The sequence below is a fragment of the Bradyrhizobium sp. MI1.4 genome (assembly GCF_055811315.1).
Genome location: NZ_JBVVPP010000007.1, coordinates 249,588 through 268,170 on the forward strand (window position 1 = coordinate 249,588; position 18,583 = coordinate 268,170).

At 64.2% G+C, this 18,583-nt stretch carries 19 protein-coding genes; 3 read left to right on the top strand and 16 right to left on the bottom strand.

What is annotated here, in order from left to right:
- Positions 1-85 precede the first annotated feature (85 nt).
- Together AC0L23_RS11555 and AC0L23_RS11560 are read left to right on the top strand one after the other, a co-directional pair.
- Positions 86-571: an outer membrane protein assembly factor BamE gene (locus AC0L23_RS11555; protein ID WP_018456846.1), complete on the top strand. Its 486-nt coding sequence runs from the start codon at positions 86-88 to the stop codon at positions 569-571.
- Positions 572-655: 84 nt separating this feature from the next.
- Positions 656-1,657: a Bug family tripartite tricarboxylate transporter substrate binding protein gene (locus tag AC0L23_RS11560; RefSeq protein WP_026233252.1), complete on the top strand. Its 1,002-nt coding sequence runs from the start codon at positions 656-658 to the stop codon at positions 1,655-1,657.
- Between the two features lie 72 nt (positions 1,658-1,729).
- Here AC0L23_RS11560 and AC0L23_RS11565 read toward each other — a convergent pair whose 3' ends face one another.
- The 16 genes from AC0L23_RS11565 to AC0L23_RS11640 form a co-directional block, all read right to left on the bottom strand.
- The gene (locus AC0L23_RS11565) at positions 1,730-2,002 is read right to left on the bottom strand and encodes an acyl carrier protein (protein WP_473356986.1); all 273 of its coding nucleotides are present in this window, start codon (positions 2,000-2,002) and stop codon (positions 1,730-1,732) included.
- Positions 1,999-3,477 carry a hypothetical protein gene (locus AC0L23_RS11570; RefSeq protein WP_026233253.1) on the bottom strand — a complete coding sequence of 493 codons (1,479 nt, stop codon included), beginning with the start codon at positions 3,475-3,477 and terminating at the stop codon, positions 1,999-2,001. Before AC0L23_RS11570 ends, AC0L23_RS11565 begins: the two co-directional genes overlap by 4 nt.
- 35 nt (positions 3,478-3,512) lie before the next feature.
- On the bottom strand, positions 3,513-5,063 hold the full coding sequence (locus AC0L23_RS11575) for an amino acid adenylation domain-containing protein (RefSeq protein WP_473356987.1): 1,551 nt from the start codon (positions 5,061-5,063) through the stop codon (positions 3,513-3,515).
- Positions 5,060-6,343, bottom strand: a complete 1,284-nt coding sequence (locus AC0L23_RS11580; RefSeq protein WP_473356988.1) for a class I SAM-dependent methyltransferase — start codon at positions 6,341-6,343, stop codon at positions 5,060-5,062. The genes AC0L23_RS11575 and AC0L23_RS11580 overlap by 4 nt, the downstream gene beginning before the upstream one ends.
- 279 nt (positions 6,344-6,622) lie before the next feature.
- The gene (locus AC0L23_RS11585; protein WP_026233254.1) at positions 6,623-8,743 is read right to left on the bottom strand and encodes a sodium-translocating pyrophosphatase; all 2,121 of its coding nucleotides are present in this window, start codon (positions 8,741-8,743) and stop codon (positions 6,623-6,625) included.
- A 235-nt stretch (positions 8,744-8,978) separates the two neighbouring features.
- A complete protein-coding gene (gene thiL / locus AC0L23_RS11590) occupies positions 8,979-9,977 on the bottom strand; it encodes a thiamine-phosphate kinase (protein WP_473356989.1) in 999 nt (332 codons plus the stop codon).
- A gap of 176 nt (positions 9,978-10,153) precedes the next feature.
- A complete protein-coding gene (nusB, locus tag AC0L23_RS11595; protein WP_007611091.1) occupies positions 10,154-10,651 on the bottom strand; it encodes a transcription antitermination factor NusB in 498 nt (165 codons plus the stop codon).
- A gap of 2 nt (positions 10,652-10,653) precedes the next feature.
- Positions 10,654-11,145, bottom strand: a complete 492-nt coding sequence (gene ribH / locus AC0L23_RS11600) for a 6,7-dimethyl-8-ribityllumazine synthase (RefSeq protein ID WP_018456854.1) — start codon at positions 11,143-11,145, stop codon at positions 10,654-10,656.
- A 72-nt stretch (positions 11,146-11,217) separates the two neighbouring features.
- Entirely contained in the window at positions 11,218-11,841 is a 624-nt protein-coding gene (locus AC0L23_RS11605; RefSeq protein ID WP_473356990.1) for a riboflavin synthase, read from the bottom strand.
- On the bottom strand, positions 11,841-12,989 hold the full coding sequence (gene ribD, locus AC0L23_RS11610) for a bifunctional diaminohydroxyphosphoribosylaminopyrimidine deaminase/5-amino-6-(5-phosphoribosylamino)uracil reductase RibD (protein WP_247369764.1): 1,149 nt from the start codon (positions 12,987-12,989) through the stop codon (positions 11,841-11,843). The genes AC0L23_RS11605 and ribD overlap by 1 nt, the downstream gene beginning before the upstream one ends.
- Positions 12,986-13,468 carry a transcriptional regulator NrdR gene (nrdR, locus tag AC0L23_RS11615; protein WP_007603426.1) on the bottom strand — a complete coding sequence of 161 codons (483 nt, stop codon included), beginning with the start codon at positions 13,466-13,468 and terminating at the stop codon, positions 12,986-12,988. Before nrdR ends, ribD begins: the two co-directional genes overlap by 4 nt.
- A gap of 29 nt (positions 13,469-13,497) precedes the next feature.
- The gene (glyA, locus tag AC0L23_RS11620; protein WP_018456858.1) at positions 13,498-14,796 is read right to left on the bottom strand and encodes a serine hydroxymethyltransferase; all 1,299 of its coding nucleotides are present in this window, start codon (positions 14,794-14,796) and stop codon (positions 13,498-13,500) included.
- 247 nt (positions 14,797-15,043) lie between these two features.
- The gene (locus AC0L23_RS11625; protein ID WP_018456859.1) at positions 15,044-15,265 is read right to left on the bottom strand and encodes a hypothetical protein; all 222 of its coding nucleotides are present in this window, start codon (positions 15,263-15,265) and stop codon (positions 15,044-15,046) included.
- A gap of 37 nt (positions 15,266-15,302) precedes the next feature.
- The gene (locus AC0L23_RS11630; RefSeq protein WP_026233256.1) at positions 15,303-15,539 is read right to left on the bottom strand and encodes a hypothetical protein; all 237 of its coding nucleotides are present in this window, start codon (positions 15,537-15,539) and stop codon (positions 15,303-15,305) included.
- Positions 15,540-15,742: 203 nt separating this feature from the next.
- Positions 15,743-16,261, bottom strand: a complete 519-nt coding sequence (ldtR, locus tag AC0L23_RS11635) for a transcriptional regulator LdtR (protein ID WP_018456861.1) — start codon at positions 16,259-16,261, stop codon at positions 15,743-15,745.
- A gap of 406 nt (positions 16,262-16,667) precedes the next feature.
- Entirely contained in the window at positions 16,668-17,165 is a 498-nt protein-coding gene (locus tag AC0L23_RS11640; RefSeq protein WP_007611119.1) for a DUF6163 family protein, read from the bottom strand.
- A 122-nt stretch (positions 17,166-17,287) separates the two neighbouring features.
- Between AC0L23_RS11640 and hemB the strand changes: the two genes are divergently transcribed.
- A complete protein-coding gene (gene hemB / locus AC0L23_RS11645) occupies positions 17,288-18,349 on the top strand; it encodes a porphobilinogen synthase (RefSeq protein ID WP_018456862.1) in 1,062 nt (353 codons plus the stop codon).
- Positions 18,350-18,583 lie beyond the last annotated feature (234 nt).

An 18,583-nucleotide genomic window follows, 5' to 3' on the forward strand; every position in this document is an offset into this window, starting at 1 on the left:
AGCGGGCGCGCGCGTGTTGCATTCAGAGCCTCCGCCCGGTACTTCAGCGCCTCGCGCGACGCAAGGGGACGGAATCAGTTCCGCTATGACGATAACGAACCAGACCAGCCTGCGTGCAGACAAGCCGCGCGGCCTTCATGCACGTTGGCGCGGCTTGCGCCTGTTCGCGGCCGCGGCCCTGGTTGGCGCCGCGCTTGCGGGCTGCACCGGCGAGCAGTTCCAGAAGGGTTACATCCTGCCGCCCGGCGCACTGGAGCAGATCCCGATCGGTGCGAGCCAGGACCAGGTGCTGATCGTGATGGGCACCCCCTCCACCGTCGCAACCCTCGACGGCGAGGTGTTCTATTACATCTCCCAGCGCTCCGAGCGCATTGTCGCCTTCATGAACCAGAGGGTGGTCGATCAGCGCGTCATCGCGGTCTATTTCGACAAGAACCGGCGTGTGCGCCGGCTTGCGAATTACGGTCTCCAGGACGGCAAGATCTTCGATTTCATCAGCCGGACGACGCCGACCTCGGGCCAGGAGATGAGCTACCTCACGCCGATCTTCAAGCTGCTCAGCTTTAACTGAGCCTTCACCTGCGGCTTCGTGCGGCTTGCCGTTGCGCATACGCTTCCATACGCTCCTGCAAAATAAGATGCAGGGAGTGGATTCGTGCCCAATCAATTGCTGTCCCGCCGTCGCGTGCTCACTGGCGCTGCCGCTATCTCGGCCGCAGCGATCCTGCCGCGATCGAGCTTGGCGGACTGGAAGCCGACCGAAAACGTCCGCCTCGTCGTGCCGGCTGCCGCCGGCGGTTCGACCGACGTGATGGGTCGGCTTCTGGCGGCGCATCTGCAGGCCGCCTGGGGCCAATCGGCCGTGGTGGAAAACCGGTCCGGCGGCGGCGGTACGATCGGCACGGCCGAGGTGGTCCGCGCCAAGCCGGACGGCCACACCATCCTGATCGGCAATCCCGGCCCGAACGCGATCGCCTACAGCATTTTCAAGAACCTCACCTACAAGCCGGACCAGCTCCAGCCGGTCTCCAACATGATCCGGATCCCGAACATCGTCTCGGCGCATCCCAAGACCGGCATCAAGTCGATCGCCGAGCTGGTCGCCTATCTCAAGGCCAATCCGGACAAGCTCAGCTACGCCTCCTCCGGCGTCGGCCAGAGCCCTCACCTCACCGGCGCCTGGTTCCTGCAGCTCACCGGGCTGAAGATGACACACATCCCGTTCCGCGGCGCCGGTCCCGCGCTCCAGGCGGCGCTCGCCGGCGACATCCAGATCCTGTTCGACAACCTCTATCCGAGCCTGCCGCAGGTACAGAACGGCACCCTCACCGGCCTCTGCGTCACCACGACCGAGCGCAGCGACCTCGCGCCGAACCTGCCGACCATGCGCGAGAGCGCGCCGGAGCTTGCGGCTTTCGACGTCTCGTCGTGGTTCTCCGTGTTCCTGCCGAAGGGTGTGCAGCCTGCCGTTCTCGAAGCGCTCAACCTTCAAGTGAAGGCGATGCTCGAGCGCGACGACATCAAGAAGAACATCCTGGCCATGGGCGCCCGCGCCGACTACGGCACGCCCGACCAGTTTGCCGCCTTCGTGGACGCCGAGACGAAGAAGTTCGCCGGCATCATCCAGAAGGAAGGGCTGCAGATGGACGTGCAGTAGCCTTCGCATCCGCGGACCAACATGCAGCGCCGGGCCGCGCTTTCGCGTTGAGTGCGTGGCGACCCTCGGTTGCTATGCAAGCTCGGCCGACGGCTGTCCCACCAAAGCGGCAATCGCCGAACTCGAGTCCAGGCGCGTCAAATCGAAGCCGATGTCGGAGAAGTTGATCCCGTGGTCGGTCTCAATGCTCATGATCAGCTCGACCGCGTCGAGCGAATCGAGGCGGCCGCTGGTGAACAGCAGATCATCGTCACCAAGCGGCGCGCTGTCGCCCTTCATCAGCAGCCGCTGCACGATGTAGCGTCGCATCTGCGATCTGACTTCAGGGCCGGCTTTCGTGGTCATGTCGAGACTCCCAGGAGATAGAACAGGAATTCGGCGCGTTGCCCGAGCGAATGCTCGCGGTCGAGCGGCGCATCGAAGACGTGAATGAGACAAAAGAAGCTCGACACCCACAGGCAAGGCAGCAAGCGGCCACGCAGCCATCCTCGCGGCGCCAGTTGCGGGGCGCGGCGCATCTGCGAGAGCCCGACACTGATGGCCAAGACAAACGTGTAGAACGCGTGCGATTGCTGACCGACCACCGCCCGCCAAAGGCCCATTTCGCCGACGAAATGAATATCGCGGATGAAGTGAAACAGCAGGTTGCCGACACAGGCCGCGGCAAAGGTGGCGAAGAACATGCGAAGCCGGCGATGGCCGCGGAGGCAGCGAACAAAGGTGGGGTAGAAGAAATGGTCGACGAGCAGTTCTTTGTAATAGAAATAGTAGCGATTCCAGAATTCCGCGAGCGTCGTTGACTCCAGAGGCCGGTAGGTGTTGCGCAGCAGGCGAAAGCCGGCAAGTCGCGCCGTGGCGATGATGACGCCGCCGAACACGGTCATGCTCAGCAAGTCCTCGACGAAGAAGCTGACGAGGCTCGCCCATCCGACGAAACGCGGCCAGGGATGGCGCGCGAGATATTGCAGCAGGTTGTCGTCGAACATTGGAAGCTGCAAACGTCCGTGGACGATCTCGACGAGACAGACTCTGACGATGGCGAGCACAAGGATCCAGACCGCAAGCTTGACGCCCTTGAGCTGCGTCACTGCAAGCTCCTCGGGTGTCTTGGCCTCGAAGCGGTCGAGATAAGACAGCCCCTTCCCGAACGGCGTCAGCGACGATCCCCAGAAGGGGTGGAAAACGCTCAGGTGCCGCCACACCGGAGATCGCTTCCTGCCCGCATCGGCCAAACCATAGGCAAGAAACCACAAATAGGGCTGGAACGTCATCAGAAACGACCACAGCAGAACACGCGGCAGGCCGGCCATCATCGTGGCCTGCGTCAGCGCGACGAGTGCCAGGAACGCCAGCAACAGGCTGAGCGTCGGGCGGCGGAAGACCACCGTCCCTGGCCCCTGCATGATCAGCAGGCCCGCGAACAGCGCAAACACGACGACCAGCATGACCGCTTCCAGCAGCGGCTGATGGATCCGGTCGCCGACGCCTTCGTCGATCGTCAGCCGTTCGAGAAAACCACGGTCGATCAGGAAGCCGCTGCGATAGAGCAGCAACAAGGTTGCGAGCAAGATCAGGACGCGCCGGTACCGGCCGGCATAGGCGCACACCAGCGCGAGTCCCGCCGCTGAAAAATCGATACCTATCTGCCGAAACAAAACCGCGAGCAGTCCGACCGCGCAGCAGAGCAGCACGCGGCCACCGATGTCCTGGACCCCCGCCACGAGCCTCGGGTCCCGATCGATCTTGGGGATCAACCGCCACGACGGCTTCGCAAGAGGACCCGATGGCGCGTAGCCGTAGGGCTGGCTTTCAACACTCATCGGACAACGCGCGCGATCACTACGAGCTGTTGCATCTACGAGGCCCTTGTAACAGCTTCGCCGAGCAGTGACGCTACCGAGCGCCGGTCTGCCTTGCCATTGGCATTGACGGGAATGTCTTCCATCCAGATGAACCGGCCCGGCACCATGTAGGCGGGAAGGTGCGCAGTGCAGTGCTGGCGCAGATCGCTTTCCGCCATTCTTGCACCCGAATACGCGGCCAGCAGCCGACTGGCGCCACTGGCGTCGTGCTGCACCACGGCGAGCGCACGGGTTATTCCCCTGCACGCCATCAGCGCGTGGTCGATCTCCTCCAGCTCGACCCGATACCCCCGAAGCTTGACCTGATTATCCGCGCGACCGCGGAAACGCAGGATGCCGGTTTCAAGGTCGGCCTCCACGAGGTCGCCGCTCCGATAGAGGATCGACCGATAGCCGTCGATCAGAGGGTCCTGACAGAAACGGCGGGCGGTCTCTTGCGGGTTGTTGATGTAGCCGAGCCCTACCCCAGGGCCTCCCAGCCACAACTCGCCGGCAGTGCCCGCAAGCGCCGGCTTCATCTCTTCGTCCAGGATCCGGTAGCTGAAATTGGGATTGAGCCGCCCCAGTGGCGCCAACCCGTCCTTGGTCTCAAAAACGGATTCGACGATCTCGAAACCGCTGCAAATGCAGCTCGTCTCGGTCGGGCCGTAGCAATTGATCAGCTTCGCCTTGCCGGCAAACGCGTCGTGGAACCGACGAAGCCGGGCCAGCGGAAACCCTTCACCGCCGAACATGAACCGGCTGACGCTCGGCAGCCAATTCGGGCTCAGAAGGTGCATGGAGTCCAGGAACATGAAGAGGCTCGGCACGGCGAAGAAGAACGTGCACTGATGCTTGGTGATCTCCGACACCAGCTCTGCAGGGGGCCGCCCCTTCTGCGCGTCCAGCGCGACGACCGCCGCTCCGTTCAGGAAGCCGGCATAGATGTCGAAGACCGAATTGTCGAAATAGATCGGGTTGACATTCGTCAGCCGGTCACCGGGTCCAATTCCAAGATCGCTCTTCGCCCAGGCGATCAGGTGAAGCACCCCTTGATGGGGGATGACCACGCCCTTCGGTTCGCCCGTCGATCCCGAGGTGAACATGACATAGGCCGGATCGGCCCCGGTGATCAGGGATGTCAGCGGCAGATTGTCGTCTTCAAGCTGCGACAGGGCATGATGCAAGGCAGCCCGGGCAATTGCATCGCCGATCAATGTCCGCGGCCCAGCTCCCTCGCGCACGCTGACGATCAGCGCGGGCCGGCATCGCTCCAGCATCAGCCGGGCACGTTCCTCGGGGGCCGCAGGATCGAGGAAGACATAGGGTGCTCCGATCTTGATGCAGGCGATCGCGAGCGCATAGGCCTCGGCGATTTTCGGCAATTCAAGGCACACCACGGCGCCCTTGTTGACGCCCCGCGATGTCAACCAACGCGCCAACCGGTTTGCCAACCGGTTGAGCTCCGAAAAGGCAAAGCTGTCGCCTTCGCACAACAGGGCGACGGCGTCCGGCGAGGACGCAACGGTCTCTTCGAAATGCAGCGCCAGATTATGGGCGGTCATACCGACGCCTCGACCAATTCATTGTCGCCGCGATCGCCCGGCGCGTTCGACGAGGCCTGTACGATCTCGGCAAAATCTCGCTGGTTGAGCGCGATCACGGCCGCCGGCAATTTCGCCTCCGGAAACTGGGCCTGCAACACGTCCCCGAGCTCCATGCCGAGATGCTGAAGGAACGCGGCGGCCATCGGATCGGTCGCCAGCGGCCTGCCCTCACTTTCCCCTTGCTTCATGTCCGGCACGAGGCTGCTGTTCCCGCTGTCAGCTGAAGCAGCTTCGCGATCGACACGCAGCACCACGTCGTAGCGATAGCGGGTCAGTTCGTAGCTTGATCCGCGCTTGAGCAGGATTTCCGCACCCGATATCCGCGGGATGGATCCGAAAATACCCTGAAAGTAGCGGGGGTCGATCACCAACTCGCGCTCCTGGGCGATCGACAGGAAGATCTTTCGCGCGAGCGCGGCATCCGTGGCTCCCGAAACTTTCGCGGATTGAAATTCGCGATGGAAGACCGGCAGGAGCTCGAGGTTACGAACGTCGCCGACGAAGATGTGCCCCCCAGGAGCCACCAGGCCTGCGGCTTGCTCCAAGACTAAGTGCAGGTATTCGATGCCGGGAAAGTATTGCACGACGGAATTGAGCACCACTGCATCGAACGAATTCAGCGGCAAGCCGCTCAAATCGGCGGCTTCCCGCTCTAGAAACTCGACATGCCGAAGCTCGGGCTTCGACTGCGCGAACGCACGCAGCCGCTGAACGGCCACCGGCGAGAGGTCGGTCCCGCAATATACGTCACAGCCGGGCGCAAGCTTTTCGACGAGCAAGCCGACGCCGCACCCGATCTCCAACACCCGCCTTGCGCCAAGAGCACGAATTTGCAGGATCGTATGATCGAGCCAATCGACCATATCGGGTTCGGGAATGGGCCTGTTGGTGAAGTTGCTGGTCCAACCGACGAATGACGGCACAACACCGTCGGCGTCATGGCGATATGCTTGATCGAAAGCGCGACGCCATTGCGCAACTCTGCGATCCGACTCGGCCTGGAGACGCTTCGCCTTGCCGGCGCTCAGATGATCGGGGTCAATTGCGACGAAAGCGACCTCGGACTGACCGCCGTGGCCAGGCTCGGCGCTGAGGAAAGCATCCGCCACGCCCGGATGCGCCATCAATGCCCGCTCAATCTCGTTCACAGGCCGTGCAGGCAACGGAACCTCCCTCTCGCGGACGGCGGGCAGCGAACCCCTGAGCATGTCGAGAGCGCGCCGCGCGCGGAGCACCACACGCGTGCTGCGGAGCTCCCTAAGATGCCGCTGACAGTCTCTCGTATTTCTAGAACTCGGCCGGTTAAGCAACCCTAAATGTGCGCACGCGTAGGGTGCACATTTTCGGGCGGCTTACGCCCTCGGCATCGATGGATCGCTCTGATGACCGGATTGTTGCGTTCCGCGTCCCGCCGGGCGGGTTTCATGTTCAGATGATGCGCCGGCCTCCGGCAGCACACACGCAAAGAAAGACCCCGCAGGCCTGCGCCGCGGGGTCTTCGTTCAGCAACGTCTACCTCAGTGCGCCAGGACTGCCAGCAGCAGCAACGCCACGATGTTGGTGATCTTGATCATCGGGTTCACCGCCGGGCCGGCCGTGTCCTTGTAGGGATCGCCGACGGTGTCGCCGGTCACGGCCGCCTTGTGGGCGTCACTGCCCTTGCCGCCGAAATGACCGTCTTCGATGTACTTCTTGGCGTTGTCCCAGGCGCCCCCGCCCGAGGTCATCGAGATCGCGACGAACAGGCCCGTCACGATCACGCCGAGCAGCATCGCGCCCACCGCCGAGAACGCCGCCGACTTGCCGGCCGCCCCGCCCCCCGCGATCGCATAGATCACGAAGTAGACGAAGATCGGTGACAGCACCGGAAGCAGCGAGGGGATGATCATTTCCTTGATCGCCGCCTTGGTCAAAAGGTCGACTGCCTTGCCGTAATCCGGCTTGTCGGTGCCTTGCATAATGCCCGGCTTCTCGCGGAATTGTCGGCGGACCTCCTCGACGATCGCGCTCGCCGCGCGGCCCACGGCGGTCATGCCCATCGCGCCGAACAGATACGGCAAGAGACCGCCGAACAACAGGCCTACCACGACGTAGGGATTGTTGAGCGAGAAGTCCGGTTTGACGCCGGCGAAGTAGGCGTGGTGCGCGGAGTCCGCAATGAAGAACTTGAGATCCTCGTTGTAGGCCGCGAACAGCACCAGGGCGCCGAGACCGGCGGAGCCGATCGCGTAACCCTTGGTCACCGCCTTGGTGGTGTTGCCGACTGCATCGAGCGCGTCGGTCGACTTGCGAACCTCCTTCGGCAGGCCCGCCATCTCGGCAATACCGCCGGCGTTGTCGGTCACCGGACCGAACGCGTCGAGCGCGACGACCATACCGGCGAGCGCCAGCATCGTGGCGGTCGCGATCGCGATGCCGAACAGGCCGGCGAGGCTGTGGGTGACCAGGATGCCGGCGATGATGACGATCGCGGGCAGCGCGGTCGCTTCCATCGAGATGGCGAGGCCTTGGATCACGTTGGTGCCGTGGCCGGTCACCGAGGCCTGGGCGATCGACTTCACCGGACGATAGTCGGTGCCGGTGTAGTATTCGGTGATCCAGATGATCAGCGCGGTGACGGCAAGGCCGACCACGCCGCACTCGAACAGCGCCATGCCGGTATAGTCGACGCCGGCGAGCTTGCCGAAGCCGATCAAGTAATGGATCACACCGGCGATGCCGACCAGCGAGAGGACGCCGGTTGCGATCAGACCCTTGTAAAGCGCGCCCATGATCGACTGGCTCGGCCCAAGCTTCACGAAGAAGGTGCCGATAATCGAGGTGATGATGCAGATGCCGCCGATGGCGAGCGGCAACGTCATCATGTCGGCGAGGATCGGCGTCTTGGCGAAGAAGATCGCCGCCAGGACCATGGTGGCGACCGCAGTCACCGCATAGGTTTCGAACAGGTCGGCGGCCATGCCGGCGCAGTCGCCGACATTGTCGCCCACGTTGTCGGCGATGGTGGCCGGGTTGCGCGGATCGTCCTCGGGGATGCCGGCCTCGACCTTGCCGACGAGGTCGCCGCCGACGTCCGCACCCTTGGTGAAGATGCCGCCGCCGAGACGAGCGAAGATCGAGATCAGCGAGGCGCCGAAGCCGAGCGCCACCATGGCGTCGATGACGACGCGGCTGTCAGGCGCAAGCTTCAGCGAATGGACCAGGAAGCCGAAATAGAGGGTCACGCCAAGCAGCGCGAGACCCGCCACCAGCATGCCGGTGATGGCGCCCGCCTTGAAGGCGAGCTCGAGACCACCCGCGAGCGACGTGGTCGCCGCCTGGGCGGTGCGCACATTGGCGCGGACCGAGACGTTCATGCCGATGAAGCCGGCCGCCCCCGACAGGATCGCGCCGATGGCAAAACCGATCGCGACGTAGAGTCCCAGGAAATAGGCAAGCAGCACGAAGATGACGATGCCGACCATCCCGATCGTGGTGTATTGACGCCGCAGGTAGGCCTGGGCGCCTTCGCGCACCGCTGCCGCGATTTCCTGCATGCGCGGAGACCCCGCATCCGCGCTCAACACCGAAGACGTCGCCCAGATCGCGTAGACGACGGAAAGCACTCCGCAGAGCACAATCAACCATAATGCTGTCATGTGATTTTTTGCCTCAGATCCTTGATGAACGTACCCCCGGCGCCTTTTGTTTTCCGTCGTGCGGTGCGGCGCCTTGATTTTGAAGAAGGCCGCTCCTTGCCCGAAGGCGCGGCCTTAGTCGGTCACGACCTTGCCAAAATCAAATTGAGGGTGCAACGCCAGATAAGGCCGAAAAGCCGATCTCGGCAGGTATTTAGCCTGTCTTGGCAGCCGGGACGCCGGTTTGGAGCAATTCCTAGAAGTGGCTGTAGGAGAGCCGCTTCAAGACCAGCTCCTGGCCCTGCCCGTCCAGGAAGCGCGGCCGCTCATGGCCCGCGACGATCGTGCCGATGGCCGTGACGGCAAGGCCTGCCGCACGCCCCAAGGCAATCAGCGCGTTGGCTTGCGCTGGCGGAGCGGTGCACAGCACCTCGTAATCGTCCCCTCCGGCCAGCAGCGTCTCGACGGAAACGACCTTGCCTGCGATCAGGCCGGCGGCAGCGGCCGAGAGCGGCACGCTCGTCACGTCGATCGTGGCCGAGACGCCTGATGCCGCACAGAGCTTGGTCAGATCTCCAGCAAGGCCGTCGGAGACATCCATCGCAGCCGTCGCATGGTCACGCACGGACTGCGCGAGAGCATTGCGCGGCTGCGGCACGCGATAGCGCGAGATCAGCGTCTCGCGCGCGTGCGGATCGGAGGCCAGCGCATTCGCGACCGCGCCGCCCTTGAGCACGTCAAGGCCAAGCGCGGCGTCGCCGATCGTCCCCGTCACCAGGATACGGTCGCCCGGTTGGGCGCCGGTGCGGCCGACCATCCGCCCCTGCGGCACGCGGCCAAAGGCGGTAATCGAGATCATCTGCGGCCCCGGCGTCGACACCGTGTCGCCGCCGAGCAGCGGACAGACGAAGGTTTTCGCATCCTCGCCGAGCGCGTCCGCGAACGGACTGAGCCAAGCGTCTTCCTTGCTGCGCAGCGCCAATGTCAGCACGAAGCCGGCCGGCACGGCCCCCTTGGCGGCGAGATCGGACAGGTTCACCCGCAGCGCCTTGCGCGCGATGGTATCGGGAGGATCGGTGGCAAGATAATGCACGCCCTCGACCACCGCGTCGGTGGTGACGACGATGTCGCTGCCGAGCGCCTGCAGGATGGCGGCATCGTCCACCAGCCCCAAGGCGCCGGGATCAGTCGCCAGCGGCTTGAAATAGCGCGCGATGAGGGAGTCTTCGGCGGAGGGATTGTGCGGGTTTGTCATCAGCGTCAGCCACACACTTCGCTGTCATCGCCGGGCTTGACCGGGCGATCCAGTATTCCAGAGACGATCGTGTGACATCGATAGGCCGCGGCGTACTGGATCACCCGCCTTCGCGGGTGATGACGGCGGAATATGGGGCAGCCACATCGCATCAATTCACCGCCCTGCGCCTCAATTCACCCCCGCCCGAACTCGTCACCGCGAAACTGGCGGCCGATCTGGTCGAGCACCGCGTTGACCATGCCGGTCTCCTCGCGGTCGACGAAGGCATTGGCGACGTCGACATATTCGGACACGACGACGCGGCCCGGCACGTCCTTGCGGTGTTCCAATTCGTAGGCCCCTGCCCGCAGCACCGCGCGCAGGATCGCTTCGATGCGCTTCAATGGCCAGCCCTTCGACAGCGCCTCGTCGATCAGCGGATCGAGTTTCTTCTGGTCGCGCACGACGCCGGAGACGACGTCGCGGAAGAACGCCGCTTCCGCCGGGAGATATGTGTCGCCCTCGACCTCGTTGCCGAGCCAGTGGCTCTCGAACTCGGCAAAAATGTCGTTGATGCCGGCACCGCCGATATCCATCTGGTACAGCGCCTGCACGGCTGCGAGCCGCGCCGCACCGCGCCGGTTCGCCTTCTTCTCCGTGCCGGCCGGCGGCTTCTTGTTGTTATCGGCCATGATCAAGCCCGCGCCAGCCGGCGCTTTATGCGCAGCATCGCAATCGCGGCCCGCGCGGCATCGCCGCCCTTGTTCAGCTCGCTGGCGCGCGCCCGCGCCCAGGCCTGCGCCTCGGTGTTGACGGTGAGGATGCCGTTGCCGAGCGGCAGCTTTCGCGCCACCGCCAGGTCCATCAGCGCGCGCGAGGATTCCTGCGAGACGATCTCGAAATGGATGGTGTCGCCACGGATCACGCAGCCGAGCGCGATCGCGGCATCATAGGGCTTGCCATTGGTCGCCGCGGCGTCAACCGCGATGGCGATCGCCGCAGGAATCTCCAGTGCACCGGGAACCGTGATGACGTCGTGGGTCAGACCGGCCGCCTTCAGCTCGGCCACCGCGCCTTCGAGCATCGCGTCCTGGAGATCGTCATAGAACCGCGCCTCGACGATCAGCGCGCGTGCGCCGGAAACGTCGGTCTGGTCCTTCAGGGGTGCGCGCCGCGCGTCTGCCATCGTCAAATCCGTTCCACAGGGGTTGGCGCTATGTAGTCGCCACCAGCGGGTAAGCCAAGTTTAAAGACGCCGTCACTTCATTTCCGTCAGCCGCGCCGCGTAGCGGGCCATCAGATCGACCTCGATATTGACCTCATCTCCCGCCTTCCAGCCGCCGATCGTCGTGACCGTCAGGGTGTGCGGGATGATCAGCACCGAAAAGGTCACGTCCTTCACCGTATTAACCGTCAGCGAGACGCCGTCGAGCGTGATCGAGCCCTTGGTCGCGATGAACCGCGCCAGCTCCCGCGTCGTGGAGAGCTCGAACCGCGCCATGTCGGGCAGGTCCTCGCGGCTGACGAGGGTCGCGATGCCATCGGCATGGCCGGCGACGATATGCCCGCCAAGCTCGTCGCCGATCTTGAGCGCACGCTCGAGATTGAGCCTGGTGCCGACCCTCCAATGCTTTGCGGTCGTCAGCGCCAACGTCTCGGCCGCGGCATCGACGTCGAACCAGGTCCTTTGAGCAGAGTCCTTGCCGCCTTCGACGCCGGAAGCAACCACCGTCAGGCAGACGCCGTTGCAGGCGATCGAGGCGCCGTCCGCAATGGTGGTCTGCTCGTAGCGGCAGGCGATGCGCAGCCGGTGCAACTCGCCCTGCGCCGTCGGCGTGAAGCCGACGATCTCGCCGATATCGGTGACAATGCCGGTGAACATCACGCGCGCTCGTAGATGGTGAGAGTATCCTGATCGAAGGTCTCGCTAGCATGAACCTTGTAGGCCTGCGACTGCGTGATTTTCGACAGGGGCAATGCAGCGAGCGCATCCACCCCGTCGGCGCCCACCGCTTCCGCGCCGTGGAACAGCCAGATCTCGTCAACGAGGTCCGCGGCGATGAAGGACGCCGCGACGCGGCTGCCGCCCTCGATCATCAGCCGCGTGATGCCCTTGCCGGCCAATGCATGCAGCACGGCCGCAAGATCGAGTCCCGAGGCATTGCCGGGCGGCACGCGGATCACCTGCGCACCGGCCGCACCGAGCCGCGTGGCGGCCGCGGCCTCCGCGAGTTCAGAACCCACCACCCATAGCGGAATCTCGCGCGCGGAGCCCACGAGCCTGCTTGCGCCGGGAATACGCAGATTCTGGTCGAGCACCACCCGCACCGGCGAGCGCACCGCCATGCCCGGCAGGCGGCAGTCGAGCTGCGGATCGTCCGCCAGCACGGTGCCGATGCCGACTAGGATGGCGTCGCTTTGCGCGCGGAGGAGATGCACCCGGTTGCGCGCCGCCTCGCCGGTGATCGCGACCGGCTTGCCGCCGGCCGCGCCGATCTTGCCGTCGGGCGAGACCGCGAGCTTCAGGATCACATGCGGGCGGCGATCCCTGATGCGACGGAAATGCCCGGCGTGATCGAAGGCGGCTTCGCGCGCGCACAGACCCACATCCACCATGATGCCGGCGGCGCGCAGGCGTGCGTGGCCCTGACCGGCGACTTCCGGATTGGGATCCTCGATCGCGGCCACCACGCGTTTGATGCCGGCGGCGATCACGGCGTCCGCGCACGGTGGCGACTTGCCGAAATGCGAGCACGGCTCCAGCGTGACGTAGAGCGTGGCGCCTCGCGCGGCCTCGCCTGCGCGCCGCAGCGCTTCAGGCTCGCCATGCGGCCGTCCGCCAGGTTGGGTCCAACCGCGGCCGACGATCACGCCGTCCTTGACGATGACGGCGCCGACGGCGGGATTGGGCCAGGTACTTCCCTGCCCGCGCCGGCCGAGCGCCAGCGCAAGCTCCATGAAGCGCCGGTCGGCATCCCTGGACTCGCGCGCCTTCTGCGCGAATTGATCCTCCAGGATGCGGAAGATCATTTGCGGATCGCGGCGAGCCGCGCTTCCTCCTCGCCGGAGAGCTCGCCGAGCACGTCGGCGAAATCCTTGGCCTCGCGGAAATTGCGGTAGACCGAGGCGAAGCGGACATAGGCGACGTCGTCGAGCGTGCGCAGATGCTCCATCACGGTCTCGCCGATCACCTCCGAGGAGATTTCAGCCTCGCCCCCGGTCTCGAGCTCGCGCACGATGGTGGAGACCATCTTCTCCACCCGTTCCGGCTCGACCTGCCGCTTGCGCAAGCTGATCGACACCGAGCGCATCAGCTTGTCGCGGTCGAACGGCACGCGGCGGCCGTTGCGCTTGATCACCGTGAGCTCGCGCAGCTGCACGCGCTCGAAGGTGGTGAAGCGGAAATTGCAGGCGACGCACACGCGCCGCCTGCGTATCACGGAAGAGTCCTCGGTCGGACGCGAGTCCTTCACCTGCGTATCGAGACTGTTGCAGTTCGGGCAGCGCATCCGTTGACCTTGACCGGTTTTCTTGAGCCTTACTGATAGATCGGGAAACGGTCGGTGAGCACCTTGACCCGTTCCTTGATCGCGGCTTCCACCAGCGGCGCCTTGCCGTCGTCGGACTGCGCGATCGCGTTGAGGACTTCGGCGATCATGCCGCCGACCTGCTGGAATTCAGCGACACCAAAGCCGCGCGTGGTCGCAGCCGGCGTGCCCAGACGAATACCGGAGGTGACGAACGGTGACTCGGGATCGAACGGAATGCCGTTCTTGTTGCAAGTGATGGCGGCGCGAACCAGCGCCTTCTCCGAGGCGTTGCCCTTCAGGCCCTTCGGCCGGAGGTCAACCAGCATCAGATGATTATCGGTGCCGCCCGAGACAATGTCGAACCCGTGGCCCTTCATCGCCTCCGCCAGAGCCTTGGCGTTCTCGACGACGTTCTTGGCATAGACCTTGAAGTCCGGCCGCAGCGCCTCGGCGAAGGCGACCGCCTTGGCCGCGATGACATGCATCAGGGGGCCGCCCTGCAGGCCCGGGAAGATCGCCGAGTTGAATTTCTTGGTCAGCGCCTCATCATTCCACAGCATCAGGCCGCCACGCGGACCGCGCAGCGACTTGTGGGTCGTGGTGGTGGTGATGTGCGCGTGAGGCACGGGCGAGGCATGCACGCCGCCGGCGACGAGACCGGCGAAGTGCGCCATGTCGACCAGGAGATACGCGCCGACGCTGTCCGCGATCTCGCGGAAGCGCTTGAAGTCCCAGGCGCGCGAATAAGCCGAGCCGCCGGCCACGATCAGCTTCGGCTTGACCTCCTCGGCCTGCTTGGCGACCGCGTCCATGTCGATGATCTGGTCCTCGCGGCGCACGGTGTAGTGCGCGGCCTTGAACCACTTGCCGCTCATGTTGACCGGGGAGCCGTGGGTGAGATGGCCGCCGGCCGCGAGATCGAGGCCCATGAAGGTGTCGCCGGGCTGAAGCAGCGCCAGAAACACCGCCTGGTTCATCTGGCTGCCGGAGTTCGGCTGCACGTTGGCGAAGTTGGCGCCGAACAGCTTCTTGGCACGATCGATCGCGAGGTTCTCGGCGACGTCGACCCACTCACAACCGCCGTAGTAGCGCGCGCCCGGATAGCCTTCCGCGTATTTGTTGGTCATCACCGAACCCTGCGCTTCCAGCACGGCACGGCTGACGATGTTCTCGGAGGCGATTAGCTCGACCTCGTGGCGCTGGCGGCCGAGCTCGCCCTTGATGGCGGCTGCGATTTCCGGGTCAGCCTGCTCGAGCGAGGCGGTGAAAAACGAATCGGGCGCGGAGGCGGTTTTGGCGAAGGTCATCTTGCGAATATCTCCACCGCCGCAGCCTTTTGGCGGGCTACGGGCGGGTCTGGTGTGGCGATCGGAAGCGGCGAGCGCGATCTACCACATCGCCCGCAACAGGCCAAGGGTTTGCGGGTCGGACCTGTGATTTATGCAAGATATGGTGGGATTGGAGGATTGGGACGACGGGGTGGTATCCGGCGTCCATGTCCAGGAAAGGTCCGCTTTGGACTCGAAAGGCCGCGCGGGTGCGAGCGGCCGGCCTCTACAGCCCGGTATACCCCGCCTTCACGGGATCCACGCTACCGTCGAGCTGCCGCAGATAGGTCAGGCCGCAAACCGTCAACCTGTGGGTGTCCTTCTCGCCGGCTTCCATCAAGGTGGTGATGTAGTTCGTGACCTTTTCCCGCGCCTCCGCGCTCGCCGCGGACGTGCGGTTGGCGAGCAAATCGTAGGTATGCATGATCCGGTCGATGGCAGCTTCCATGGCACCCTCTGGTTCTTGCCGCGTTTGGGACTTGAGATCAGGCAACCGCTTTGGCCTCGGACTGCGCCTCGAACCTGACAATGGCCTTGTTGGCCAGCCTGATCTTGTTGAATTCGCCGTGCTGGAGCAACTTGATGACGATCTCGAGCAGGCGCTCGTCGGTGACGAGGGTGTCCCGGATCGCGCCGGAGCGGCGAAGATAGTTCGCGGCGATGGCGTAGGCCTCGCTCACGAGTTCCACGTTCATCACCCCCACGCCACGCTCGACCAGCATCGTCAACCTCCGATCCGGAGGAGATAAGCATCGAACCGGGAACTCGTTCCCTGGTGTCGGGGATTTTTTCGCAACCGCGAAATGGAAAAACGCACCGGTCCGGACACACAGCCGGGCCGGCGCGCTCGGGGAAGCTCAGGCACGTTCGGGAGGCTTGCCGGTCTTGTTGCGGGCCGGCTTGGCCTTGTCCCGTCGAAAAGAACTCAGAGACGATACAGGATTTGGTCGGTCCAGAACCGCTCGAGGCGGTGCAGCGATTTGTTCAGGGTCGAGAACTCCTCGCCCGAGATGCCGCCGACCTGTTCGACCGTCTTGACGTGCTTCTGGTAGAGCGAGTCGACGATGCGGCGGATTTCCTGGCCCTGCGGCGTCAGGCGGATGCGCACCGAGCGGCGATCGACGCGCGAGCGCTGATGGTCGAGGAAGCCGAGTTCGACGAGCTTCTTCAGATTGTAGGAAACGTTGGAGCCGAGGTAATAACCGCGCGTGCGCAGTTCGCCCGCGGTCAGCTCCTTGTCGCCGATGTTGTAGAGCAGCAGCGCCTGCACCGAGTTGATGTCCGCACGGCCGCGGCGATCGAACTCGTCCTTGATGACGTCGAGCAGCCGGCGATGCAGCCGCTCCACCAGAGTCAAAGCTTCCAGATAGAGCGTCTGCACCGAACCCTGCTGGCCGGAGACGCGCTCTGCGGTATCTGCCGCAGTTGCGACGGCTTTCATCATGACACTTCCCCTGTTGTCGTTTTTATCGACACTCATTCGACGAAACTTGTGTCCCGTCTGATAGGTGCAACTTAAGGGGCTCGTTTGAAGATCGGCTTAAATAAGAGAATAAAGAGATCATGAATTTAAGACAGTGAATTGCGGATTAAGCCTGTCCCACAAGCACTTTTCGCAACAGTCTGTTGACTCTCGCAAGGTCCTGTTCACCCTCCGTCCGCCCCGATTGTCGCATTCCAGAACAGCCCCGCCCCGTTTCGAAACGGCCGCGTAAGAGCTGTGGCGGAACACGCTGGTTAGCGAAAACTTACGTCGAATTTTACGCAACCAACCGTCAACCAAGCGCGACAATCTCGTGTCCCGGACCAGCACAGCGAAGCCGAGCGCAGAGTCGGGGCAAGAGAGTTTGCTATGGCGGTCGTTCGCGTGCGGCCATCCAGGCGAGCGCGAGATAGGCCGCCAGCATGAAGGCTTCGACGCCGACCACGACCAGGCTGCCGCCGTAGATGCCCGGGAACATCAGCTCGATCACCGCCATCGACACCACGGTCGTCAGCCACACCACGGCGCCCCAAGGCGTCGCCAGCCACAGCCCGACCGCGGCAACGAGTTCGATCACGGCGAAGTAAATGGTCGAGGCCTGCCAGGCCATCGACTGGTTCTCGAAGGCCTCGTCCTCGCCGCCCACGAAGCCCGTCACCTGCGCCCAATGATAGAGGCCCTTGAGGATCGAGAGCAGCGCCATCACCCGCAGGAACAGCACGAGCCGGCGCGTCCAGACATTGTCGTCGGATTCAGCCCGCTCCGACGAGATCGCCGCCACCGACATGGCGCTGTCTCTGGCATTGTCTCGGACGGCATCCCTGGTGCTGTCGCGGGCCGCATCGCGGGTGGAGATCTCGGACATGCCCCCTTCTGGCTGCTTTGCCCCGCAAAATCAATCGGCTGCCATCTTTTGCGACAGGTCAACCCGCGGTGACGGGAACCATGCGAGCTGGTATAAGAATAATTCCAGCCGGAGGAAAAGTAATGGCGATCAAATACGGACGTCCGATCGAGTTGCGCGAGGTCTCGCGCCGGGATGGCACTGGGGCCTCCCCTGCCCTCGATCTGACCGTCCGCCCGCGCCGCAACCGCAAGGCCGAATGGGCCCGGCGCATGGTCCGCGAGAACGTGCTCACGACGGACGATCTGATCTGGCCGCTGTTTCTGATCGACGGCAACAACAAGCGCGAGCAGATCGCCTCGATGCCGGGTGTCGAGCGTCTCAGTGTCGACCAGGCCGTGCGCGACGCCGAGCGGGCGATGAAGCTCACCATCCCGTGCCTCGCGTTGTTTCCCTACACCGATCCGTCCCTGCGCGACGAGGAGGGCTCGGAAGCCACCAACCCGAACAATCTGGTCTGCCAGGCGGTGCGCGCGATCAAGAAGGAATTCCCGGAGATCGGCATTCTCTGCGACGTCGCGCTCGATCCCTTCACCAGCCACGGCCATGACGGCCTGATCTCCGACGGCAAGATCCTGAACGACGAGACGGTCGCTGTGCTCGTGCGTCAGGCCCTGGTGCAGGCCGAAGCCGGCTGCGACATCATCGCGCCCTCCGACATGATGGACGGCCGCGTTGCCGCGATCCGCGAGGGCCTGGATCGCACCGGCCTGCTCGACGTGCAGATCATGGCCTATGCCGCAAAATACGCCTCCGCCTTTTACGGCCCGTTCCGAGACGCCATCGGCTCGGCCAAGACGCTCACCGGTGACAAGCGCACTTACCAGATGGACAGCGCCAACACCGACGAGGCGCTCCGCGAGGTCGAGCTCGACATCGCCGAGGGCGCCGACATGGTGATGGTCAAGCCCGGCATGCCCTATCTCGACGTCGTCCGTCGCGTGAAGGACACGTTCGCGATGCCGACCTTCGCCTATCAGGTGTCCGGCGAATACGCGATGATCGCGGCCGCCGCCAACAACGGCTGGCTCGACGGCGACCGCGCCATGATGGAGAGCCTGCTCGCCTTCAAGCGCGCCGGCGCCGACGGTGTGCTGAGTTATTTCGCACCGAAGGCGGCGGAGAAGCTGCGGACGCAGGGGTAGGCCCCAAGGTCGTCCCGGCGAAGGCCGAGCGCCCCTGTCTCTAATCGTCGTCCTGGCGAAAGCCAGGACCCATTACCCCAGGGACAAGCTTGGCGAAAACTGGAAGTTAGTACGTTCGCCGGTATCGATACCGCGTGCTCTCGCTAGATCACCCGGTATGGGTCCTGGCTTTCGCCAGGACGACGATTAGAGACAGGGGCGCTCGGCCTTCGCCGGGACGACCTTGGGGCCTAC

Excerpts from the sequence above, each read along its gene's own strand:
- ribD (WP_247369764.1), bottom strand. The coding sequence starts at position 12,989 with ATGATCTTCCGCATCCTGGAGGATCAATTCGCGCAGAAGGCGCGCGAG.
- ldtR (WP_018456861.1), bottom strand. The coding sequence starts at position 16,261 with ATGATGAAAGCCGTCGCAACTGCGGCAGATACCGCAGAGCGCGTCTCC.
- AC0L23_RS11585 (WP_026233254.1), bottom strand. The coding sequence starts at position 8,743 with ATGACAGCATTATGGTTGATTGTGCTCTGCGGAGTGCTTTCCGTCGTC.
- ribH (WP_018456854.1), bottom strand. The coding sequence starts at position 11,145 with ATGGCAGACGCGCGGCGCGCACCCCTGAAGGACCAGACCGACGTTTCC.
- AC0L23_RS11625 (WP_018456859.1), bottom strand. The coding sequence starts at position 15,265 with ATGGAAGCTGCCATCGACCGGATCATGCATACCTACGATTTGCTCGCC.
- AC0L23_RS11575 (WP_473356987.1), bottom strand. The coding sequence starts at position 5,063 with ATGACCGCCCATAATCTGGCGCTGCATTTCGAAGAGACCGTTGCGTCC.
- AC0L23_RS11630 (WP_026233256.1), bottom strand. The coding sequence starts at position 15,539 with ATGCTGGTCGAGCGTGGCGTGGGGGTGATGAACGTGGAACTCGTGAGC.
- AC0L23_RS11570 (WP_026233253.1), bottom strand. The coding sequence starts at position 3,477 with ATGAGTGTTGAAAGCCAGCCCTACGGCTACGCGCCATCGGGTCCTCTT.
- glyA (WP_018456858.1), bottom strand. The coding sequence starts at position 14,796 with ATGACCTTCGCCAAAACCGCCTCCGCGCCCGATTCGTTTTTCACCGCC.
- AC0L23_RS11640 (WP_007611119.1), bottom strand. The coding sequence starts at position 17,165 with ATGTCCGAGATCTCCACCCGCGATGCGGCCCGCGACAGCACCAGGGAT.
- AC0L23_RS11605 (WP_473356990.1), bottom strand. The coding sequence starts at position 11,841 with ATGTTCACCGGCATTGTCACCGATATCGGCGAGATCGTCGGCTTCACG.
- AC0L23_RS11565 (WP_473356986.1), bottom strand. The coding sequence starts at position 2,002 with ATGACCACGAAAGCCGGCCCTGAAGTCAGATCGCAGATGCGACGCTAC.
- nusB (WP_007611091.1), bottom strand. The coding sequence starts at position 10,651 with ATGGCCGATAACAACAAGAAGCCGCCGGCCGGCACGGAGAAGAAGGCG.
- AC0L23_RS11555 (WP_018456846.1), top strand. The coding sequence starts at position 86 with ATGACGATAACGAACCAGACCAGCCTGCGTGCAGACAAGCCGCGCGGC.
- nrdR (WP_007603426.1), bottom strand. The coding sequence starts at position 13,468 with ATGCGCTGCCCGAACTGCAACAGTCTCGATACGCAGGTGAAGGACTCG.
- thiL (WP_473356989.1), bottom strand. The coding sequence starts at position 9,977 with ATGACAAACCCGCACAATCCCTCCGCCGAAGACTCCCTCATCGCGCGC.
- hemB (WP_018456862.1), top strand. The coding sequence starts at position 17,288 with ATGGCGATCAAATACGGACGTCCGATCGAGTTGCGCGAGGTCTCGCGC.